This window comes from Vibrio mexicanus (assembly GCF_001012815.1).
Classification (GTDB): Bacteria; Pseudomonadota; Gammaproteobacteria; order Enterobacterales; family Vibrionaceae; genus Vibrio; species Vibrio mexicanus.
This window is the reverse complement of sequence record NZ_JYJP01000041.1, coordinates 42,445-62,438: the sequence shown is the minus strand read 5'-3', so window position 1 is coordinate 62,438 and position 19,994 is coordinate 42,445. Positions and strand designations below refer to the sequence as shown.

18 protein-coding genes and 3 pseudogenes are annotated in these 19,994 nt (G+C 44.3%); 1 reads left to right on the top strand and 20 read right to left on the bottom strand.

Annotated elements, in window-relative coordinates; all coding sequences use genetic code 11:
• Positions 1 to 244 precede the first annotated feature (244 nt).
• From trmY to UA76_RS06960, 8 genes and pseudogenes are all read right to left on the bottom strand, one after another.
• Positions 245 to 844 (bottom strand): tRNA (pseudouridine(54)-N(1))-methyltransferase TrmY, encoded by a 600-nt coding sequence (gene trmY / locus UA76_RS06995; protein ID WP_047044297.1) that lies wholly within the window; start codon positions 842 to 844, stop codon positions 245 to 247.
• A gap of 159 nt (positions 845 to 1,003) precedes the next feature.
• Positions 1,004 to 1,228, bottom strand: coding sequence for a hypothetical protein (locus UA76_RS06990; protein WP_047044295.1), 225 nt, complete (start codon positions 1,226 to 1,228; stop codon positions 1,004 to 1,006).
• A gap of 82 nt (positions 1,229 to 1,310) precedes the next feature.
• On the bottom strand, positions 1,311 to 1,949 hold the full coding sequence (locus tag UA76_RS06985) for a response regulator transcription factor (protein WP_047044294.1): 639 nt from the start codon (positions 1,947 to 1,949) through the stop codon (positions 1,311 to 1,313).
• Positions 1,942 to 3,299, bottom strand: a pseudogene (locus UA76_RS06980) (cache domain-containing protein). The gene UA76_RS06985 and the pseudogene UA76_RS06980 overlap by 8 nt, the downstream one beginning before the upstream one ends.
• Before the next feature lie 151 nt (positions 3,300 to 3,450).
• Positions 3,451 to 4,734, bottom strand: coding sequence for a TRAP transporter large permease (locus tag UA76_RS06975; protein WP_047044292.1), 1,284 nt, complete (start codon positions 4,732 to 4,734; stop codon positions 3,451 to 3,453).
• A gap of 10 nt (positions 4,735 to 4,744) precedes the next feature.
• On the bottom strand, positions 4,745 to 5,284 hold the full coding sequence (locus UA76_RS06970; protein WP_047044289.1) for a TRAP transporter small permease subunit: 540 nt from the start codon (positions 5,282 to 5,284) through the stop codon (positions 4,745 to 4,747).
• A 399-nt stretch (positions 5,285 to 5,683) separates the two neighbouring features.
• Positions 5,684 to 6,778 carry a TRAP transporter substrate-binding protein gene (locus UA76_RS06965; protein WP_047044287.1) on the bottom strand — a complete coding sequence of 365 codons (1,095 nt, stop codon included), beginning with the start codon at positions 6,776 to 6,778 and terminating at the stop codon, positions 5,684 to 5,686.
• 387 nt (positions 6,779 to 7,165) lie between these two features.
• Complete coding sequence (locus UA76_RS06960) at positions 7,166 to 7,537, bottom strand: hypothetical protein (RefSeq protein WP_047044286.1); 372 nt, start codon at positions 7,535 to 7,537, stop codon at positions 7,166 to 7,168.
• 216 nt (positions 7,538 to 7,753) lie between these two features.
• On the opposite strand from UA76_RS06960, the gene UA76_RS06955 reads away from it, so the two are divergent.
• Positions 7,754 to 8,497 carry a DUF2982 domain-containing protein gene (locus UA76_RS06955; RefSeq protein ID WP_420340901.1) on the top strand — a complete coding sequence of 248 codons (744 nt, stop codon included), beginning with the start codon at positions 7,754 to 7,756 and terminating at the stop codon, positions 8,495 to 8,497.
• Here the strand turns inward: UA76_RS06955 and UA76_RS06950 are convergent.
• The 12 genes and pseudogenes from UA76_RS06950 to UA76_RS06900 form a co-directional block, all read right to left on the bottom strand.
• Complete coding sequence (locus tag UA76_RS06950) at positions 8,494 to 9,150, bottom strand: MBL fold metallo-hydrolase (RefSeq protein ID WP_047044284.1); 657 nt, start codon at positions 9,148 to 9,150, stop codon at positions 8,494 to 8,496. The genes UA76_RS06955 and UA76_RS06950 overlap by 4 nt on opposite strands.
• A gap of 133 nt (positions 9,151 to 9,283) precedes the next feature.
• The gene (gene mepK / locus UA76_RS06945) at positions 9,284 to 9,826 is read right to left on the bottom strand and encodes a peptidoglycan L,D-endopeptidase MepK (RefSeq protein WP_047044365.1); all 543 of its coding nucleotides are present in this window, start codon (positions 9,824 to 9,826) and stop codon (positions 9,284 to 9,286) included.
• A 175-nt stretch (positions 9,827 to 10,001) separates the two neighbouring features.
• Positions 10,002 to 11,567, bottom strand: a complete 1,566-nt coding sequence (locus UA76_RS06940; RefSeq protein ID WP_047044282.1) for a L,D-transpeptidase family protein — start codon at positions 11,565 to 11,567, stop codon at positions 10,002 to 10,004.
• A 477-nt stretch (positions 11,568 to 12,044) separates the two neighbouring features.
• Positions 12,045 to 13,112, bottom strand: a complete 1,068-nt coding sequence (locus UA76_RS06935; protein WP_238322200.1) for a DUF1513 domain-containing protein — start codon at positions 13,110 to 13,112, stop codon at positions 12,045 to 12,047.
• A 43-nt stretch (positions 13,113 to 13,155) separates the two neighbouring features.
• Positions 13,156 to 14,061, bottom strand: a complete 906-nt coding sequence (locus UA76_RS06930) for an imelysin family protein (RefSeq protein WP_075202549.1) — start codon at positions 14,059 to 14,061, stop codon at positions 13,156 to 13,158.
• A 194-nt stretch (positions 14,062 to 14,255) separates the two neighbouring features.
• Positions 14,256 to 15,638 (bottom strand): di-heme oxidoreductase family protein, encoded by a 1,383-nt coding sequence (locus UA76_RS06925; RefSeq protein WP_047044357.1) that lies wholly within the window; start codon positions 15,636 to 15,638, stop codon positions 14,256 to 14,258.
• A gap of 192 nt (positions 15,639 to 15,830) precedes the next feature.
• Positions 15,831 to 17,087: an imelysin family protein gene (locus UA76_RS06920; protein ID WP_047044278.1), complete on the bottom strand. Its 1,257-nt coding sequence runs from the start codon at positions 17,085 to 17,087 to the stop codon at positions 15,831 to 15,833.
• Between the two features lie 172 nt (positions 17,088 to 17,259).
• Positions 17,260 to 17,861: pseudogene (locus UA76_RS06915) on the bottom strand (GTP cyclohydrolase II).
• Between the two features lie 165 nt (positions 17,862 to 18,026).
• A pseudogene (locus UA76_RS23405) lies at positions 18,027 to 18,560 on the bottom strand (GGDEF domain-containing protein); the annotation flags it as partial.
• A gap of 115 nt (positions 18,561 to 18,675) precedes the next feature.
• Positions 18,676 to 19,026 (bottom strand): hypothetical protein, encoded by a 351-nt coding sequence (locus UA76_RS23400; RefSeq protein ID WP_052771972.1) that lies wholly within the window; start codon positions 19,024 to 19,026, stop codon positions 18,676 to 18,678.
• A gap of 147 nt (positions 19,027 to 19,173) precedes the next feature.
• On the bottom strand, positions 19,174 to 19,356 hold the full coding sequence (locus UA76_RS06905) for a hypothetical protein (RefSeq protein ID WP_047044276.1): 183 nt from the start codon (positions 19,354 to 19,356) through the stop codon (positions 19,174 to 19,176).
• A gap of 160 nt (positions 19,357 to 19,516) precedes the next feature.
• A complete protein-coding gene (locus UA76_RS06900; RefSeq protein ID WP_047044274.1) occupies positions 19,517 to 19,990 on the bottom strand; it encodes a DUF2947 domain-containing protein in 474 nt (157 codons plus the stop codon).
• Positions 19,991 to 19,994: the final 4 nt, after the last annotated feature.

Sequence of the window (19,994 nt, the reverse complement as noted above, 5' to 3'; positions counted from 1 at the left end):
CATGTGGGTGCTGTTAAAACAAGTCTAGGCAATACAAAAGGTTATCTCTAGTTTTATTGGTGGATTTTTTGCTCCAACTTTGCCAAAGGGATGGCATCTTAATTACAGCCAATAGACGTAGACGTTCAAACTCAAGATCAGGGCAAGTTTGGATGAATTACACATGACAAAAAACGGCCCGCAATGTGCGAGCCGCTTGAGTCTATGTTTGTGCTTTTTAACAAAGAAAGGTAATCCAGGGAGGTTAGATACCTTGAATATCCAACTCATTCTGAATAAGGACAATACATTGAGAAGCAAACAACATCTTCGGGCCTAAGCTGATCTTTTCAGTCCCCAAACGTTTCAGGCTGTTGTACGCCTTTTTAGGCATTGGAATATGGTCCGTCAAAAGGAAACAGACGTCATGTGGCATCTCAACATCACGGATCATATCGCCTTTTTTATCCATTAGATAAAGCTGATAGTCCTCGGCTAGACGCTGAACCAGTTTTTCAAAGCTGACGGTTTCAACAGTGATGCCATCATCAACTTGCTTCAACTGTTCTTTGCCCATGCCCACCGATTTTTGCAAAGCATTGGCAATCATGTTGATCAAGGCTTGCTCGTGGAAACCACCAATGTTTCGAAGCTCATCGGACTTAAAACATACTGTTCGAGAAAAGTCTTTCGTGCTTTCCAACACTAGGTACACCACAACATCATCACGGTGCGATTGAGCAGTGAAGATGGCATTCATCAGTACATGCGCCAAGATCTCTGAGTGGGCCTCTTGGCCTACAGAAGCCACAAATGTATTAGGATCCGTCGATGCTGCACGAGCACGAACAACAAAAGCTCTCATAATGTCTCTTTTCCACTGCGCCTATACGTGAGAGGCGACTTTCCAACGATGTTCTTGAAATTGGTCAACACCATACACGCAAAGCCAATCACAACCAATAGCCATAAAACAAAAAAAGAGCCGCAATAGCGACTCTTCTTTTCATCAACTGTTTCGCGTTTAGTGCTCATGAACTTTTTCACGCTCGCCAAATTCAACTTTGTGGTAGATATCAGCAAGGGTTTTTGGCTCACTGCGTTTGGCTTTTCTTTTACGCGTGAACTCTTGACCTTCAGCTTGCTTCTTAAGTTCACATTCATGTTCTCTAGCAAGCAGCACAAATTCTGGATTGTTTAGTGCCTCTTGGCGTAAGCGATTGACACGCTCTAGAGTATCCCAAAACATAATCACCTCCGTTAACACTGTTCATATAAACAGTATAATTGCAGTGGCGACAAGATCAAGTTTTACTGTATAAAAAAACAGTTTAATTGAGCAGGTTATGCTCGAAGGCATACTTAGCCAGTTCTGCCGTCGAGTGGAGATCCAATTTGTGCTTAATGTTCTGACGATGGGTTTCGACAGTTCGACAGCTAATATCAAGCAATGTCGCGATCTTCTTACTGCTATGGCCTTGAGCCACCAACTTCAATATGGCTTCTTCACGGCGGCTTAAAGGATTTGCTTTGGGCGCTGAAGGAATCACTTCTTGAGAAAATAGCGTTTGAGTGACTGATTCACAAAAGTAGGTCGAACCTTGGTTGACCGTTATAATCGCTTGAACCATTTTCTCTGCAGACGTCTCTTTGAGCATGTAACCCACCGCGCCTGCCTGCATCACCTTCATGATGTATTCGCGATTGTTGTGCATGGTCAGCATCAGTACTTTGGCGTCTTGGTTCTCTTCTCTGATCACTTTCGTAGCATCGATACCATTCATGACGGGCATGCTCACATCCATCAAAATCACATCTGGATTAAGCTGCTTCACAACTTCTACTGCTTCCATGCCGTTGCTTGCCGTACCAATCACTTCAATACCTTTCTCAAGCGCTAGCCGAGCAATGAAGCCGTCGAGAACCACTTGGTGATCATCAACGATCACTACCTTAATTTCGTTATCCATACACTAATCCATCTAACTTCAGCAGTACGGTAATTTCAGTACCAAACCCAGGTTCACTAATATACTCAAAGTCGCCACCAATAAACTCGACCCGCTCACGCATATTTCTCAATCCAATCCCTCTTTTATTGAACGCGACTTTGGAACTAAATCCAATACCATCGTCCCTCACCATTAATTGAAGCATATTTCCCATTTGCTGCAGGACGACTGTTACTCGATTGGCATTCGCATGCTTCTCAATATTAGTTAATGATTCTTGTGCAACACGATACAAGGTCGTGGCGGCCTCTGATTTTAATTTACCGAACTGCTGAGTATCAAAGTGAGTTTCGATTTCAATCCCCGAATGGGAGCGAAAATCTTGCAACAATGTCGATAACGCAGCTTCTAGACCAATATCATCGAGTGCACTTGGGCGTAGTTGGTGAGAGATATGACGAACTTCGTTAATCGCTGTAATGATCGACTGCTGAGATTTTTCAAGGTGTGTGTTCAAAACCTTATCATCAATTTGATGGCCTAACAGTTCTAGATGGCACTTACTCGAAACCAATAACTGATTAATACCATCGTGCAGTTCTCGCGCTAAGTGTTTCTTCTCATCTTCTTGGAACATCACTGTTCGGTGTGCCAGCTCTTTTAAGTTCTTGTCAGCCAAGCGATGCTCATGAAGGTTAATCGCAAGGGTTAATACCGTAATCACGGCAACGGTCACCACTAAGATGACAACCACCGAAAAGAAAGTAGTTTCAATATTGGCATTAACGGCTGCCTGCATCGTCGCAACTTCTTGACTGATATCTTCTATGTAAAGGCCAGTGCCAATCATCCAATCCCATTTATCTAGCCATTCGGCATAACTTAACTTAGGAACGACTTCACCGGTTGAGGGTTTTTGCCATAAGTATTGATGAAACCCTCCCCCGCTAAGGCTTGGTGTAGTAAAGACTCGATTAAAAAATCGCCTTCTTCATCTTGAAGATCAATAAGATTTTGACCAATAAGTTCAGGAAGAATTGGATGAACCAGATTCACACCATTTTGGTCATAAGCAAAGAAATAGCCATCCGAGCCATAACGTAAGCGAGTGAGGATCTCTTTCACTTCCTGCTTGGCACTTTCCTCGTCAAGTTCAGCATCATTGTAGACATGAGAAATCGCATCCATCGCCAAATCAACGCTGTCTTTTAACGCGTTCTCTTTGGCTTTGATGAGATTATCTCGAAATATCTCAACCTCTTTGTCGCCGAGAGTTTTTGCTTGATAGATCGAGATCCAGCTGATGCTCGCCGTTACGATCAACAAAGGCAACAAGGTTAATAGGATTAGCTTGGCTTTTAGTGGCATTCCTTGCCCTACTCTCACAATACAAAAACAGCTAGCTTCAAAAGCTAGCTGTTTTACTGTAACAATTTAGTAACTTACCATATCACTTGGCGATCACAAATTACTGAAATTTATCCATTTCTTTGCTATTAGCGAGGCTGTAACTACCAAACTACATACCGTAAAAGCTTGGGAATACCAGCAAGCTGATCAGAACTAATATCTGAATAGCAATGAATGGCATAACGCCTCGGTAAATATCTTGTGTTGTCACCCCTTTCGGCGCGACGCCTTTCAGATAGAACAAGCTAAATCCGAATGGTGGGGTTAAGAATGAGGTCTGTAGGTTCATCGCAATCAGAATCGCAAACCATGTCATGTTAATACCCATGATTTCAGCGACTGGTGCAATGATAGGTACGATGATGAAACAGATCTCTACAAAGTCGATGAAGAAACCCAGGACTAAAATCACTAGCATAGTGATAATCAAGAAGCCCCATTTTTCGCCCGGCAATTGGAGCATCCACTCTTCAACGAGGTAATCACCGCCAGTGTATGTAAATGCCATTGAGAATGCGGTCGCACCCAGCAAGATCGCAAACACCATCGCTGTTACTTTTACGGTTTCTTTGGCTGCTTCATAGACCATACCCCAACTAAACTGACGGTATAGAACAGCTAATACCATAGCACCTGCACCACCCAGTGCTGCAGATTCAGTTGGTGTCGCCACACCTGCAAATATAGAGCCGAGTACAACCACGATCAAAGCCAGAGGCGGAACAACGGCTTTGAGTGCTGTAATGACTTCTTCTTTACGGCTTATTGACTCGTCTCGCGCGATAGGTTGCGCGGCTTCTGGGTTCATCTTCGCATAGATAAGAATGTAGATGACATACGCACCAACCAAGACAAGGCCAGGCCATACTGCAGCTTGGAACAAGTCGCCAACAGGTACGCCAAGCACATCGCCAAGCAGGATGAGTACAATAGATGGAGGAATGATTTGACCTAGTGTGCCCGACGCACAGATGGTGCCACAGGCTAAACCTTTGTCGTAGTTATACTTGAGCATCACTGGTAGCGATATCAAGCCCATCGCCACAACGGAAGCGCCAACCACGCCTGTTGATGCCGCAAGCAATGCCCCTACCAGCACAGTTGAAATCGCGATACCGCCACGGACACCGCCAAACAAGCGCCCCATGGATTCGAGCAGCTGCTCGGCCAAGCGCGTTTTCTGCAATACCAAACCCATATAAACAAACAGTGGCACGGCCATCAGAACCGTGTTTTGCATTATGGATTCAATTCGATACGGCATGAAGGCGAACATATCCATGCCTTCTGCCCAAACTCCGAAAATCAGGGCGATACCGCCAAATGTAAACGCAACTGGAAAGCCTAACAGCAAGGCAAACAGCGCGACAAAAAACATTATAATACCAATCATGTCAGCGTCCTTACTGCGGGTTAGTCGGTTGGTGATGAACGAGATGTGGGTTCACGATACGATTCAGTGAATGCAGAATTAAGCCAATACCACTGACTGCCATTAGGAAGAATGACAGCGGGATCATCGCCTTAATTATCCAGCGATAAGGCAAGCCGCCCGGATCGCCCGATGTTTCACCCAATAGATAGCTCTCTTTGGCAAAGTCGATACCAAACCAAGCAACCAGTAGACAGAAAGGTAGAAGGAAAACCACGGTCCCAATCAAATCGATAATAGACTGAGCTTTGTGTGACAAGCGCTCATAGAACAAGTCTACTCGTACATGACCGCCCGCTTTAATCGCGTATGGGATACCCAGTAGGAACACCGCTGAAAATAGGTGCCATTCCATTTCTTGAAATGCGATAGACACATCGTTAAAGACATATCGCATAACGACATCGTAAACCACATTGGCCAGCAGAAGAACAAACAAAATGCTCGACAACCACCCTAGGAAATCACCGACGCGATTGAATACGCGTTCGATGTAAATAAGACTTCTCATTCCCAACTCCATGGAACGTTACTGCCCCCTTTAATTATTTGTGTTCGGGGGCTTTGAATAAATAGGTTTCTTGGGCTTGTCGGTGGTTGTCTCAGACAAAACATCCCACCGACTTTGTATTTATTGTTGTATACCCAAGTGACTTCAAGATTCAGGATTCAGAGCGTTGTCACTGATTCAAGTTCAAGGCAAATGACGCAGTGGAATAACAAGTTCTTTCCAAGTCATTTAACGCAGAAATTGAACCAGTAACACGCTCCCGAAGGGCGAGTTTGCCTAACTCGCACACTTTGTTAACGATTCTCTATTTAGAACCACTAGATTGTCGAATCGTTGCCGCGTGCAAACTAGGCAAATCTCGCTGAACAAGCATCTTGAGGTTACTTGGGTATAAGGAGATTATTGCGCTTGGCTGTTCAGATATGCGCGGTGCGAAATATCTGTCCAAGAGCGAACTTGCTTCAGGTAATCGGCTTGAGATTTTTGGATCTCTTTCGCTAGATCGTCTTTCTCTGCGTGCTTGGCAAGAAGACGGTCGTTCGCTTCTTTCAACGCTGACATTACTTCTGGTGGGAAGTCTTTAACTTGTACATCAGGGTACTCAGACTTCATAGAAGCCCAGTTCTTACCACTTTCGTGAGTCGCTTGCGTGTACATATCGTAAGCAGCTGTGCGCATCGCAACACGAAGAATTTCACGTAGGTCTTCTGGTAGACGTTCCCAAGTACGCTTGTTCACTAGGAACTGAAGCTCTGAACCTGGCTCATGCCAACCTGTGTAGTAGTATGGCGCGATTTTGTGGAAGCCCATACGTAAGTCTAGAGATGGACCTACCCATTCCAGTGCATCGATCGTGCGACGCTCAAGCGAGGTGTATAGTTCACCCGGTGCAATGTTCGTTGGCTTCGCACCTAGCTCAGCAAGGATTTCACCTGCAAAGCCTGGAATACGCATTTTAAGACCTTGAAGGTCTTCTACAGAATTGATCTCTTTTTGGAACCAGCCACCCATCTGGATATCTGTGTTACCACCTGGGAATGAAAGAAGGTTATGCGGAGTGTAAACCTGCTCCATTAACTCCATACCACCACCATGGTAGAACCAAGCGTACTGCTCTGCTGGCGTCATACCAAAAGGCATTGAAGTGAAATACAGCGTATTTGGCACTTTACCTTTCCAGTAGTATGAACCTGAGTGGCCCATGTCGTATTGGCCAGATTTCACCATATCAAACACACCAAGCGGTGCTTTGTGTTTGTTTGCTGAGTCAATACGGATCTGAAGGCGTCCATTCGACATCTTCTCCGCCATTGCTGCCATGTTCTTAGTGGCGTCGCCAAATACAGGGAAGTTAGGCCCCCAAGTTTCAGCAAGTTTTAAGCGGTATACTTTGTCTGCAGCAGTTGCAGAAGTGGCGACCATTGCTAAACACGTAGCTGCAATCACTGCCGTGTTCTTCATGATTCTTTTTAGTGAGTTTTTGATAAGACTCATGTTCACGTCCTTTGTTAGCTTGATATCTATTTACACAGATATTGAGGTTCATATTTACAATGAGCCAATAATCAGCCAGTTAAAATCGGCAAGAACACGGAGAAATTAACTTATCGAATAAGGGAAATAACGAAAGTACTACGCAAAACTACGTAGGAAATAAGCGCACACGGAATGCAATCAATGAGTTAAAGAAGGTATCGACGCTAAACATAGAAAATACTAACTACGTAGTTTTCAATTCAAACTATTGCCATTATTGTTCTTTTTTGTGACAACCGTATATCTCTAGTGTTAATTTCCTCACTAGCAAGAACTAAAAAGCCCCGCATAAGCGAGGCCAAAAACTGTCTACCCACAGGAGGGTGTGAGAGCAAGAAAGCGTAATTAAACGGCTTTGTAGATAACTTTGTTACCAGCTAGCTGCTCTTTAGTCACTAGATTTTCTTCTAGAAGTTTTTTCAATGCGCCAGTTGCCCAAGAAGCTGCTTTCGCGTCTTCTTGACCTGCTGCAAGACCAATGCCTTTCGGGTTAATACCTTCAGCATTGTTCACTACGATGTCTAAAACCTGTTGCTGTTTAGGAGTCAGAGCAACATTTGTTGCCGCTACTGATTTAGCAGGTGCTTCTACTGCTTTCTCTACAACAGTTTTCTCTACTACAGGTTTTGCTGTTTTAGTTGCAACAACATTAGTAGTAGTCGCTTTAATGCGCTTTTGCAGTTTAGCCTGTACTTTGCGCTTGTGAGCAAGTCTCATCGAGTATTTCTCCATTTCACTGCATACAACGCAGTGGTGAAAATTTGAAGCGCGTTTTATACCAAATATTTGGGTATATTTGTAGGGTGTCGCAGCGATAATGATCCAAAAATGCGTCGCAACACTATGGAAGTCTATAATTTAGTCAATAATTGAGAATAACCACTGAATACATATACAGAGGTTTTTAGAACTTAAGCGAAAACACCTAATATAGTGATTCATAAAGTTGTGATTCAAATTCTCATTTTAGACAAGAAACATGAAGCCAAATATGCAGTTATGGACACATTACACTTAACAAATACATCAGACACGCAAGAGCGGCTGATAAAAAAGACTCTTATTGCTTCCGCGATTTTTATATCTCTGGCTGCCATCGCGTTCGCGCCTAAATTTCATCACGCTCTTGCCGTTATCGCACTCGTGTGCTGTGTTGCATTTGTCATTCATACTTTGCTCAAACAGAGCAAAGTCTCTTACACGCTAACCTCAACGCATTTCCAGCAGCACCTACATAAAGGCGGCTGGGCAGTTAAATGGAACAATATCTCATCAATAGGTATTTGCAGCTATCAGCAGCAAGGTTGGCACCAACCCCTACCCTACATTGGCATCAAGCTTAAACACTACTCACCGTTTCTGGACGCAACGTGTCCAAGAGTGGCTTCAGACATCTTAATGAGTCAACGTGCTCTTCTTTATCTCGGTATGAAGCAAGCCAATCCCAACACTGCGTTCGAAGACATAGTGCTAGACTCTAGCTTGTTCAAAAGCTCAAATGGCAAAGTGTATTCGGGACTGCTGGCGATGATGGCCAATAGAATGAAGCATCAAAGAGGGTTCTTTGATTTTGATGTGTTTATTTCAGCGGCTGATCTCGATAGAGAGCCTGCGGAGTTTGTAGGATTGGCTCGGCGCTACCTTGCAGCCGCCGAGCCAGAAGAAACCTTGGATTAGTACAATGGCATTTCGTCTGCAACGAACGGGTTAGCAGCACGCTCATGACCAAACGTTGATTCAGGGCCGTGTCCAGGTACAAAACGAACCTCATTACCTAGAGGCCAAAGCTTGGTTTTGATTGAATCAATAAGGGTATTGAAGTCACCCTGCGGGAAATCTGTTCGGCCGACACTTCCATTAAATAGAACGTCACCCACAAACGCGAGTTTCGCAGAATCACTAAACAACACAACATGACCCGGTGTGTGACCAGGCGTGTGCAGCACATCAAAGCTTTGATTACCAAAAGTGACAACGTCACCCTCATCTAACCATTGATTAGGCTCGAATGCTTCCGTAAGAGGAAAACCGAACATTTTGCTTTGACCTTCTAGCCCTTGAAGCCAGAAATTGTCTGCTTTGTGTGGACCAATGATATCGATACCGCCTAATAGCTCAGCCAGTGGCTCTGTACCGCCAACGTGATCCAGATGGCCATGGGTCAATACTAAGCTCACCACTTCCACACCCAGTTCATCAATGAGCATCTTTAGCTGCTTAACATCGCCACCCGGATCAACTACGACACCTTTCATGGTCTCGTCGCACCAGACGATAGAACAGTTTTGAGAAAATGAAGTGACAGGAACAACCTGATACTTTAATGCCATTGTGAATACCTTCTTCAATACCGAAATTGTCCGCACTATGACACCACAACGCGGCGATTACAATATTTAGACCTTGTTTCGCTAAGGGTTTAAGGTTTGATGAGTATTGATAACTGCTTGTTATTTAAGTCGGTTATGCCCAACTGCGGACTGGACCGGTATCAATATGAAGGAAGTCGCTGCGTGGGTAGTAGCCCACACCGCCCGCTTTTAGGCTAATTGCCGCCTCGCGAACTTGTTTGAGGTTGACGCCTTCCAATCTAAAGTCGATAGCCTGACCTAACATATGGAAACTCTTCTTTGCCACGCCCGATGATTTGCCACGTAGCGCTTCATTGGTAGCGGGTGAGCGATAACCGGAAATAATCTGTACTTCCGCTTGGGTGCCCAACAAGTCTTGGATTTTGCTGATCTGATCAAACAAACGCTTGTCCATAGGATGTGACTCATTACGTCTAAAATCACGACAGATATGATCTAGGCGAGCGAGCTCGTCGGGTACATAAATTTTGCCATTAAAGTACTGAGATTCTACGGTTTCTCCAGTATGAAGATTGTTCATGGCTAACTCACGAGGGCGATCGGGATAGTAGGCAAACGCAACCTGAGGCATACAAGTAGCGACAACAACACCACTTCCGGCAAGTTTAAGAAAATTACGGCGAGTTAACGACAAAATTACGACCCTTCTCAGCAAAGTTTGGAAACGAGAACGGACACTACCGAACTCTTCTGAGAAGTTCAAATGCATAAATCGTGCAATAATCGGGTAAACAACTGACTTTTTTGCTTACTTATTGAGCAGTATGGAAAAATTCCATAAGTCAGATAAATGTCAAAATTCGATTCAGTTATCCTTTTGTGTAACTGAACGTGTCATAGCGGTAAACATCATCCCTATAATGAACTTTACCTGCCTCATACCACACAGTTTGATAGATGATATGCACTGGAATGCGACGTTTGAGCGGAATAGCATGATTGGAAGACATCTCTTCAGACTGATGCTCCATCGCATCAATGCCTTGTGTTTCTAGCAATAGCGACGCAAACTGGTCGGCATTTTCAACCCTGACACAGCCTGAACTAAACGCTCGAGTCTCTTTACCAAACAGATGTTTACTTGGGGTATCGTGAAGGAAGATCGCTCTAGGATTAGGGGTATTGAACTTATACAAACCCAGAGCATTACCCTGCCCTGACTGCTGACGCATTTTGTATGGGAACGTATTAGGGTTAATTGCGCTCCAATCGATCAGTTCTGGGTTGACGGTGTTATCCGGTTTCGAATACCAGCTTTTAATAATCTCAAAGTTCTGCCTTTCTAAATAGGAGGCGTCTTGCACCACTTGCGGCAAAATGTCTTCAACCATTATCTTGCGCGGTACATTCCAAGTTGGATTAAGAATCAGTGAATCCAACTTGGTCGTCATCACTGGTGTTTTGCGCGTCGTACGGCCAACCACCACCTTAGATTCAAAAACTTCCTCACCCAAATACCAATACTTCATATCAAAGCTAGGCACATTCACCATAATGATGGTATCGCGCTGCTCTGGCCACATACGTGAACGCTCGGCGTTTAAAGCAAGCATAGCTAGCCTATCGTTGAGAGGTAAGTTCAACCAGCTTAAGGTGGCCGGGCCTATTACTCCATCGGGTTTCAGGCCATGTAAGCTCTGAAACTCTTTCACCAACTTCACTAACGTATCATCGTACCAGCTAACATCGGTCCTCACCGTTGAAGCATCGAGATTTGCTAACTGTAGGCGCTGTATCAACAGATCACGGTTATCTAGTGTGTCACCACTTTTTACCAACTTACTAATACGATAAAGGGGCAGCTCAATCTGTTCATACTGCTTTAAGTACCAAAAGGAGCTCACAAGCTGCTTATAACCCTGAGAACTTGGTGTGTAAGCATTAACTAATTGGTCCAATTGATGGACTTCTATCGCAACAAAAAAGGACAACACCGCATCGCGGCTTGGTGTTGGCAGCTTTCCACTGAGTGAATGCTGGAAAAACCACTCTTTGCCTTGATCACTGCTTGCCGCACGCTCGGCGTAGCTCATATACAGCAACATGGTATCGGTTGCGAGGAGGTCGTACTCAAACCATTGACTGTTTTCACGCAATTTACGCATATGAGCAAGCTGACGTGAAAACAAACTACTAAAGCCTGCGTGCTCAATAATTTCGAGTTGAGATTCAAGATAAGAGTTGTGTTTAGTGTCGAACCAAATCAGTTGAAAATCATTTTCAGCATAAATTTGGTCAACTAATTCAGGGTATTGAATCAAGCTCGCGACAAATGAGTCTGACTCAAGCCAGTCCATTTTCACGAAGCGTTCTAAAGCAAGTGAACCTGATGAAAATATCATTAACATCAGAAAGATAGAGACACACTTCCTCATCAATACCACTCCTTTTTTCTTAAATGTATACCAAAGTAACCTCAAGATGCGTGGTTCAGCGAGAATTGCCTAGTTTGCAGACGCGGCAACGATTCGACAATCTAGTGGTTTTAAATTGAGAATCGTTAACAAAGTATGCAAGCTAGGCAAACTCGTCCTTCGGGAGCGTGTCAAGCATTCAATTTCTACGTTAAATGACTTGGAAAGAACCGGTTATTCCTCTGCATCATTTGCCTTGAACTTGAACCCATGACAACGCTCTGAATCCTGCATCTTGAAGTCACTTGGGTATATTCAATAAAGTATGGCAGATAACAAGAAGAAAAGTTGAACAAGTTTTAAGATCTAGCCCAAGCTATTGTGAACACTTAAGTATCAATTTTAACAGTACTCCACTTACAGGGGTGTGAGGACGTAAAGGAGTACTGTTATACCCAAAAAGCCTGACGCTAGATTGGGTACATAAATAGAAAACGGCTAGATTTGCAGATAACTTAAATGGTTGTCCCAAGCTATCGAAGTAGACGAAATGAGTGTGGAGATAGAATCCTGCCTGATTGAGGGGATCAATTTCATCTCACCAATGCCAGAGCTCATCGCAAACTGGATGGTGTTTGATGGTTGCATCGCAACTACCCCACTCGCATCGGTAAGCTTTCCAAGCTTAACCAGCTTCCTAGTCGTCTTATCCCAGACGCCATAACAGTTTCCTCTTGGAGACGTTGCCACAATATGCTCTCCAACCATGGCTACGCTGCCTATGTAACTGTTAAATCGCATCCATTCCTCTGGCGTCGCCTCTAGCGGCACAAGCGATTGACCTTGATAAGAGATCGCCATCAAAGGTTGAGAATCGTCTTCATCTCCTTGATATTGCTGCCCGCAAACAACGGCGCCACTTTCATCACAGGCAATATGCCGGATACTGAGCTGATGAGAGCCCAATCCTAACTGACTTACGATTTCGCCATCTGGCCTGATGTAGACCAGCTTAGGTTGCATAGTATCTAGGTTGAGTTTAGTGCGACCAGAAGTTTGAATACCGCCAACAGCGACCACAATAGTGTCATCACTTCGAACAATGATCTCATGCGGCCCTATCCCAATGCCGGAAAATTCGTTCACGCGCTGATAGCCATTAAATGCATCGTAAACACCTATCACGCCCTCACTGGTCTCAGAAATCCCTTCTGTAACATATAAGAACTGACCACTGTTTGAATAAGCCCCATGACCATAAAAGTGACGGCCAACGAGTTGAGGGATAAAAGCCACCTGCTGACCAGATTGCCCATCAACCACCTTAATAAACTCACCCGGTCGACGTCCAAATATCGCCACTTGATTGAGCTCAGTATTAATTGCTACGCCATGGCCTCGATGAGGTAAAGGACATTGCCATACCGGAGATCCGTCTATCTGAACAGCAGTTGCAATAAACTCGTCATTACCTAGCGCTGCGCAGCCGACTAGCAATGATTCTCCATTATCTTGGCTTTGGGCATTGTTTGAGATGCTGCAGCCAGACAGATAAAGAGGCGCCATAGTTGCGAATAACGCTCCTTTAAGCAGTTCTCTTTTAGAGTTATCAATCGCCATCGGTTGCATTAAACCCAATGACAATACCCAACTCGATCGCCACTTCTTCTGTCATGTAATAATGGAGCTGTTCAAGTTTGTTGTATTGCGCCATCAAATATTGGTAGCCCGATTTTGACTGTAGAAGATCGAACATGCTCTGCTGCTCTGGCCAAGTCTCCAGCGTCACTTGAAACTGATGTGAAATGAGGCTGGCAAGTTCATCGCGCCCTCTTTTCCTTAGTATGTTATCTAGACCCATACCGTTGGCAAAGTAAAGCGCTTGCATTGCTTCGATATTTTTTTCCAATTGAGATAGAGAAGTTCCAGAGCGCCATGACTCCGCAAAGTAGGCTCTGGGCTTACCCGGTTTGGCTAATGGACGGCTCATCTTCTTCATACTGTAATCAAGTTGATTTGTAATGAGAGACAAATACTCGCTGTGCCACTTCTTATCGTCCAGGCCATTCCAAGGATTAACGCGCCAAGCTTGTTCAATCAAGCTCGCGTTGTTCTCAATATTTTGAGAAATTGGCACCCCGAGCTGACATATCTCTGTTTTGCTATATCGCTCTGCGGAGCTGTCAAACAGCAACCACTCTATCGACCCAATTCCCTGTACTGTGACGCTTTGATTGGCGATCTCTTCGACTTGCCAAGTTTTGTCCTGCTTTGCGAGCTCGAACATTTTTCTGCCGGTGGTGTTTTTCTTATCGGGCCAGAACTGAATATTCCAACTCTGCTCCAACGCTGCCTCAGGCCCACGTTCCTGCCCTTGCAAATACATCCATGCCGAGATCGTTTCTTGCCATTGAGCTTTTAGTTCTGCGTCTTGCATCTCTTGGGTTTGACACCATGCTTGCCACTCCGAGCTTGCGCTTGACTCGCAGACAAGAATCGCTGTGCCGAATGCCATTGCAAACTATGCACAGCCTCAATGCTGTTAGTAGGAGCATCCACTGTTTTAGCGTTAACTTTTTCAGCATAAAGTTGAACGCGTGGCTGGGCTTCAGTTTCCATAGACTGACACCCCACTAGCAATAACGAAGCGGAAAGTGTGCAGCCAAGACTAACCAAAGAATACTTTTTCATGTTCAGTCTCCACTACCGTTATAAAGAGTTCAAGAAAGCGACCAAGGCTTCTCGCTTCTCTTTATCAAATCCTAGTACTGCCTGCTTCGCCGACTCTGCTTCACCGCCATGCCAAAGTACTGCTTCAAGCGCATCTCGAGCTCGTCCATCGTGAAGTAACGTTGTATGACCGTTCACTTCTTTTGTGTAACCCAATCCCCATAGTGGCGCAGTTCGCCACTCTCTGCCATTGGCTAGATACTCAGGTCGGTTGTCTGCTAACCCTTCACCCATATCATGGAGCAACAGATCGGTATAAGGATGAATTAGCTGATTGGAAAGCGCTGGAAGGTCTTCGCGAACCTTAGTTTTCACATTCACTTTATGGCAGCTTTCACAACCTGCTTGGACAAACAGTTCCTGACCCAATTTCACTTTGGGGTCGTTCACATTACGACGAATTGGGACCGCCAAATGCTGCGAGTAGAATTCAACAAAGTCTAAGATATTCTCACTCACCTCTGGATGACCACCGTTGGGTAATGTCTCGCAAAGCTCTTGCTTTGTCGTACAGTTCTCATTTGGAAATAGTTCGCTTGTTAAACCAAGGTCACCATTAAATGCGGCCGCATTTTGCTGCATAAGGTTTGGTTGACCTGCTTTCCAGCCAAATCGCCCAATAGCGAGCTCACCGGTTTGTACATCAAGCACTTTGTTCACTTTACCCGATAAGCCATCGGACCCCTTTTTCTGCTCTTCAACCCAAGCAAGTAGGGTTTCATCTGGGATACTTTCTATTAGACCAAGACCAATCATTGGCGGTGCAACACGGGCCGACATTAAGGTGTCTGGATGCATTGGTCCGTAACCCAAATCAGTGATAGACAGTAGCGGCTTACGCAGCTCAACCACGGTTCCGTCTTCAAAGACTACCGGATATGGTTCATAGACGATCTGAATTCGGCCTTCCGGTTTTTCGTCTGGCAGTGCAAAGTCTTGTAGCTGACCACCATAGGTAGGTTCTGGAATCACACCCGATAGAATTACCTCCTCTTTTTGCTCTGGCGTTGTGGCCGGAATACTCAATCGAACCAGCATAGAAACCGCATTTCGGTCACTTGGCTCAGGTGCGTGACCTCGGCCATCTTTAATGTGGCAGTTTTGACACCCATTAGTATTAAATAGCGGGCCCAAACCGTCTCTTGCATCTGTCGATGCTGGCGCTTGCACCCAAGGGTTTCTGAAAAAGCTATTACCGACGCTGAAGTCTAAGCGTTTGCTCATTGGCAAATTGCCTGCCGGCAGTGAGAAGGCGTTCGCACCCTCTTTTTTGACACTTGTTCCCCCGCCAGACTTCTTATCATAAGCAGAAACGCTCATTGAAGTGACGATTAGTAAACAAGCTAGAAAAGTTGTTTTCATGAATTGATTCTCAGTGAACATGCTCATCTGTATCTTCCATAACAGATTGGTGTGCGACTTATTTAGGCAGTTCGTTGTTATTGTTTGTCGCTGCTCTGTAGTCGTATAGAGTTTGTCGTTAACGAAAAGAAAGAGAGAAGAAAGGGCTTTAACAGCCCTTTCTACAACGAGTTAAACTAACCAAACTGGTGCTTAAAACTCGTGGTCAGCCGTATCTGGGTTTAGGCTGTCGATACCGATAATGCCTGCTGCACGTTCAATAGAAGCCGTTTGAGCCACTAGAGCAAAAATGGTTTCATTAACGAGTGCATTACCTTGAGCGTTACCAGATGCGATAAGCTGGTCGAAATGTTGGTTGTTCTTCTCAGCTGAAGACACCAATAGACCTACTTGGCTACGTGTTTGATCAAACTGCTTTTGAATCTCTTTCGCTGCCTGCGGGTCTTTTTGCTTAACTAGTTGATGTAGGCTTGGACCAGATAACAAAGTACCATCTTCACGCTTGTACAAACCAGTGTAGACATTGTAGATGCCTTGCTCGTTGTAGTAGTGAGAGTTGTGCGTGTTGTCTGAGAAACAATCGTGCTCGTCTTCTGTTGAGTTGGCTTCTAGTGCAACCTTCATACGCTCGCCCGCCAGTTCACCTAAAGAAAGTGAACCCATACCAAATAGCATTTTACGCAGACCTTGATCGCTGCTGTCTGCCAGTAGTTCTTGGCGGTAGTTGTTCTTCTCTGATGCTGACCACTGCTTTTCCATCCACTCTAGATCTTGAATAAGAAGCTGTGACGCTGCTTTAAGATATTCACCACGACGGTCACAGTTACCATTCGTACATGCACTGCCTTTAGCAAAATCTGTGTAGGCACGCTGACCTGCACCAGCGTTAGTACCGTTTAGGTCTTGACCCCAAAGCAAGAATTCAATCGCATGGTAGCCAGAAGCAACGTTCGCTTCAGAGCCGCCAACTTCATTCAAATCCGCAATCAGTTTTGGTGTAATTTCTTTGACTTCCAATACTTCTGAGCCGATTTGGATCGTGCTATTCGCTACGATATTCGCGCTTGCCCCTTCGTTACCCAATTCGTGTTGGTAGTCTGCCGCAACATAATCGATAAGACCTTCATCAAGCGGCCAAGCGTTTAGCTGACCTTCCCAGTCATCAACAATTGCGTTACCAAAACGGAATACTTCAGACTGTTGGTATGGTACGCGAGAATCGATCCAAGCTTGCTTAACGTCTTCAAAGCCTTTCGCCGATGGCGCCGCTAGGAATTGGTCAATCGATTGATCAAGTGTTTTAGCCGTCACTAGAGCATCAGCGAAAACTGCGTGAGCAATATCCGCATAATGCTCAACGACTTGTTCTTGTGTCACTGTTGCTGCTGAGGCATTGAAAGCGAAAGCTGTAACAGCGAGAGAAGGAATAATGGCAAATTTACCAGTCATATTGTCGTCCTTGTTGAGCTTATTGTAATTGATATTATTAACGAGAATTATTATCAGTTTTATTTAATACGCCGCAATAATACAAAGTTACAATTTATTTTCAACACTAGTTACAAAAAAACCTCACATAAGTGAGGTTTTTGTCAATGTACTGATATGTTTTGCAAAAATGCTACTTGGTCAGCTTGAGGTTGTGTTTACCATGAGACACTTTAGCCGCTAGATAGCTCTCGTTGCCTTGCTTAACATGAGCGGAGGTATTGACAACTTCTTCGATTTCAATGCCTTGGTCTTTCAAGGATTTAATCTTCTTTGGGTTGTTGGTGACTAAGCGGACTTTCTTTATTCCAAGCGCTGATAGCATCTGACCAGCTTCGGTAAAATCGCGTAAATCATCGCCAAATCCTAAGTGGTTATTCGCTTCGTACGTATTCATACCTTCACTTTGCAGTTTGTAGGCGTCTATTTTGTTGTAGAGCCCGATTCCACGACCTTCTTGGCGCAAGTAAAGGATAATGCCCCCACTTCGCCCATTAAGTTAATCGTCTCATCTAACTGTTCACCACAATCACAGCGAGACGAATGGAAAACATCTCCCGTTAAACACTCTGAGTGCATGCGTACTAGTGGCGCTTCTTGGGTTGAATCCGCCTGCCTAAAGATAATGGCAACATGTTCCTTGTCTGTTTTTAGACCGTGAAATGACAAGAGCTCTGCGTCTATATCACTTTTACTTCCGACTCTGAAGTCTACTCTGGCTCTAATCTCCGCCATATCTCTACTCACTCGATACTTTTTTATAATCTGTACAACTGTACGACGCTACGTACTTGGTCACAATATATTGTTATACTATAACAATTTCAAGGCATAGCATCATTCAAATCTTACAAGTCAACATGTGAAATTTTCATAATGATATAGCATTAGTCGCGTGGCTTAAAACAGTTCTACATCGTTATCATCATTTGAGGCTTCGACAATCTCCCCTCTCTTGAGTAAAACGTCGTAATTTCGTACCTGATTACGGCCATTTTCTTTGGCGTAATACAAGGCTCGATCCGCTCTATCGAGAATGGTTGGCAAGTAGGTATGGGCTTCCATGTAACAAACGCCAATACTCACGGTAATGTGTTCGATTTGAGGAAAAACATGCGACTCAATGTGCCTTCTAAACGACTCAAGCCGACGGTTCACAGAACATTGCGATTCAAGATCCAAAATCACCACGAACTCTTCTCCACCAAATCGAAACAACTCTTCGCCCTCAGTGAAGAAATCCCGCATACATTGCGCGAACATCAGAAGCACTTCATCACCAATCAAATGGCCAAACTGATCATTAACCCGTTTAAAGTGATCGATATCCATAATCGCCATCCACAAACCACGGCTACTGGCTGCACCTTCCTCCCCAGCCATTTCATCGAGTAGCGCACCAGTAATTAGGCGGCATCGCTCTTCAAACGTTCGGCGATTAAAGAGCCTGTAAGAGAGTCTTTTTCACTTTGAAGCAGCACACTATGGTAATTTTTGTAGATACTGAGAAAACCTTGAATGAGCAATTCGTAACCCGAGGGGAGACTGGTTAGCCCAAGCTTAGTACCAGCATGGCATTGTCGCCAATTTGAAGAGAGTAATTTACACACCAATACTCATCACTGAGCTGTTCGACAAACACACCCTCACGCGTAAAAGACGTTTCCAAACCGACGATTTTTTGTTCATTCAAACCTTTTTTGTCCGTCACCGTCGCCGGGAGATCGGCTTTTTCGATGGATGCAACCACTTCAATGTTGGCTTTAGGATCTAATCGGTAAAGGGTGACATAGTTTGCTGGTAGGATCTCAGATAACGTTTCCAGCAAGCACTGAACGAGTGCATCTGAGTTTTTCTGTTCGGTAATATTAACGATTAATTCGAGGACTTTTCTATCCATACTTACTTCCTAGTTCGGAAATAAAAGGTAAATAGCCGCAAAGCGCGACCCACTTACTCAATTCTAGAAGAAAAGTGAACGTACGTTGGTGAGATTAAGCGTTGGCAAGGTTAAGAAAGAGAGGAAAGTTAAAATCGTCGCTGAATACTAAACGCCTTGTTTACGTTTGTAGACGTTCCATTCTACCCATAACGCTTCAAGCTCTTTAATCTCCTCTTTGGTGAGAAGGTCGAGTGTCGAGCTTGTATTTGGCTCTGAAGTAGTTTGAAGTGACTGAATCTGAGCGTAGAAAGCCTTTTTTAGCTCAGGTACTGCTTTTTCTAAAGACATTCCATATCCATGATTAACCTGTTCTTATTTGTTCAGACTATCATCACATAGAGATTTTTCACAACGCACTGTAAATTATGGAATTATCATCACACTCTAAACGCAAAAAATGTGGAATTAATTAAAGAAACGAAAAAAGCAGCCGAGTGGCTGCTTTTTACTAGTTTCTATATCCCAATTTCACTTGGCCTTCACTATCAAACCATAATGCTTGTTTTCTGCGACGCCCTATCAAGATTGGGCCGTCATCATAAAACAGGAAGTTTTTCCAATGCTTCTTGAAGATACTCCACTTGGTCTCAATAACATTGTACTTTTCATAGCAGAAGTAAACCGTCACATCATCTTGCCAATCCAGATGTTCTAACAGCTCTTCTGGTAAACCTAAATCGTCGTCTTCCCAATTTGCCATCCAATTGATTTCATCGATCCAATTAGCGGCTTTCATTGGCCAATCACTCGAACTCAAACGCTCAGAATCTGGGCTTTGAGCACTGATATTTTCTTTCCAAAGCTGCGCCGAACGTGCTTGATCCATTGGCTTAATTTCAGCTAGTTCTGCCTCTGGAATAGGCATTGATTGATGTGTGAATATCCACTTTCTTTGGTATTGATCCAAAGGTAAATACGACATTGAT